Consider the following 2,000-nt stretch of genomic DNA (forward strand, 5'->3'; position numbering starts at 1 on the left):
GCTGAGGGTTAAAAAGGACAGTGCAGCCACTTCCTGATGTCATACTAGTCACAGTCAGATTACCGCTGTCTAAAGTATCAATCACTGCTTGAGCATTAACAGAATGACTCACAGTAAGAGTCAATAAACTCAGAATAGTAGAGGCTACTATTGGCAAGGTTTTTATTGGTTGCATTTAGTTTATATGGGAATGGCACGCTTGAAAAGCTCTAAGCTATGTGAAATAAGGGCTAGGGCGTGTTTTAAAACTCGGTAAAATGGTTGAGAACACTAAAAATTAACGAAGTTAACATTTATCTATGATCCTTCCACCGCAAAGTCGGGGCGACTTGACAGAGCGACAATGGAAGCGCCTGATGCCACTGCTTCCAGCTCAAAAACCAAAAACAGGCCGCCCAAGCTTCATACCACCGCACAATGATCAATGGTATATTGTGGATTTTACGAACCGGAGCGCCGTGGCGCGATTTACCAGAACGTTATGGAGAGTGGGAGACAGTAGCAGGTAGATTTTACCGTTGGCGCAGAAGTGGAAGCTGGCAAAAGATTTTACAGTCCTTGCAGCAACAAGCCGATGCGTCGGGGCAACTTAATTGGGAACTACATTACGTAGATGGCAGTGTTATCCGTGCCCACCAACATACGGCAGGAGCACTCATGGGGAGCTAGATCCTAACAGTGAGCTATCTGAAATTGAACAGGTTCAGCAAAGAGAGGCTTTAGGACGTTCTAAAGGTGGCTTTAGTACCAAAATTCATATGCGCTGTGATGGTAATGGTTTACCTATTACATTTTTGCTCACAGTTGGTGAACGTCATGAAGCAGTGGTATTTGAGCAATTAATGTCACAAGGAGCGGTAAAACGTCCAAGTGTTGGTCGTCCTCGCTTACGCCCCAAGCGATTAGTCGGTGATAAAGGTTACAGCAGTGCTAATATTCGTCGTCATTTGCAACGGCGTGGTATTCGGTTCACCATTCCACGTAGGTCGAACGAACGCAGACGCGGTAAGTTTGATAAATCCATTTATCGCCAAAGAAATCGGGTCGAGCGATGTTTCAAGCGTTTGAAGCAATTTCGTCGGATTGCTACACGGTATGAGAAAAAAGCTGATAACTACCTTGCAATGCTGACATTTGCTTACATCATTATATGGCTATAGTTTTAAAACACGCCCTAGTAGTAATCATTAACCCGAAAAGACTTAATACCTGTAATGCTTTAAACTTGTAATTATGTGTCATATTCCGATACAGTATATGATGGTTAAGTTACATTTTTTGGTTGAAAACGCTTTTAATTCCGCTATTCATTTGAAGTCAGTGATTGATAGAGTTTATACTTCTCTATTTGTTCCCCACCTCCAATATTTAGTTACCTGCTATAAACTGATGAATGCGTTCCAGCCAAGCTTGATTTGCATCAATTGTGAGAATAATTCGTTGACAAGATTCATCTTTGAGTTCTAGAGTTAAATAATCTTGGTCTTTCGTCACGTACCAAAATTCTTTACCTCTACTGCTGTAGTAGGTTCCTGCTTTAATTATCCCTGGAATAACAAGACCGGGATTACGGATTTCTGACCAACTACTTACTGGTTGATCAGTCGAAACTGCTGTAATATGATTGAGGGGAATTACCAAATTTTTGCAGATATTAAATGCCAGTAATTGCTCATGCCATTCCCATTCAATTTGTAAGTTATTATTAACGAGAGTGAGATTCATTGTTTTCTTCCTTAATCTGTTGGTAGCTAAATAATGTAACTTTTCCAGAAACTACTAAATGAGATTTATTTCTTTAGTTCGCAATGATAAGCTCTAATCCAAGCAAAAACCAGCACAAATAATTTTTCGGTAATTCCCCAAAAAATAGCCAAAGTCAACAGCCTAGTACTGCAAGGCGGAAATAAGCCAAGTATTAGATAGCCAACACTTTACCCTTATATGTCCACTTAAAAGGTTTAGCCATTGTTTGATTAAAATAGTCGATAAATTCAAGA

Annotated in this window: 1 protein-coding gene and 1 pseudogene; one reads left to right on the forward strand and one right to left on the reverse strand. The window is 40.2% G+C overall.

Translation table 11 applies throughout. The annotated features are described in order from the left end of the window. Positions 1–299: 299 nt before the first annotated feature. Positions 300–1,160, forward strand: a pseudogene (locus tag H6G97_RS50490) (IS5 family transposase). A gap of 208 nt (positions 1,161–1,368) precedes the next feature. Here H6G97_RS50490 and H6G97_RS50495 read toward each other — a convergent pair. After that, a complete protein-coding gene (locus H6G97_RS50495; protein ID WP_190736622.1) occupies positions 1,369–1,725 on the reverse strand; it encodes a hypothetical protein in 357 nt (118 codons plus the stop codon). Between the last annotated feature and the right edge of the window lie 275 nt (positions 1,726–2,000).

It is taken from the genome of Nostoc flagelliforme FACHB-838 (assembly GCF_014698065.1).
GTDB classification, from domain to species: Bacteria; Cyanobacteriota; Cyanobacteriia; order Cyanobacteriales; family Nostocaceae; genus Nostoc; species Nostoc flagelliforme_B.

Coding starts and splice junctions, on each gene's coding strand:
- H6G97_RS50495 (WP_190736622.1), bottom strand. CDS start 1,725: ATGAATCTCACTCTCGTTAATAATAACTTACAAATTGAATGGGAATGG.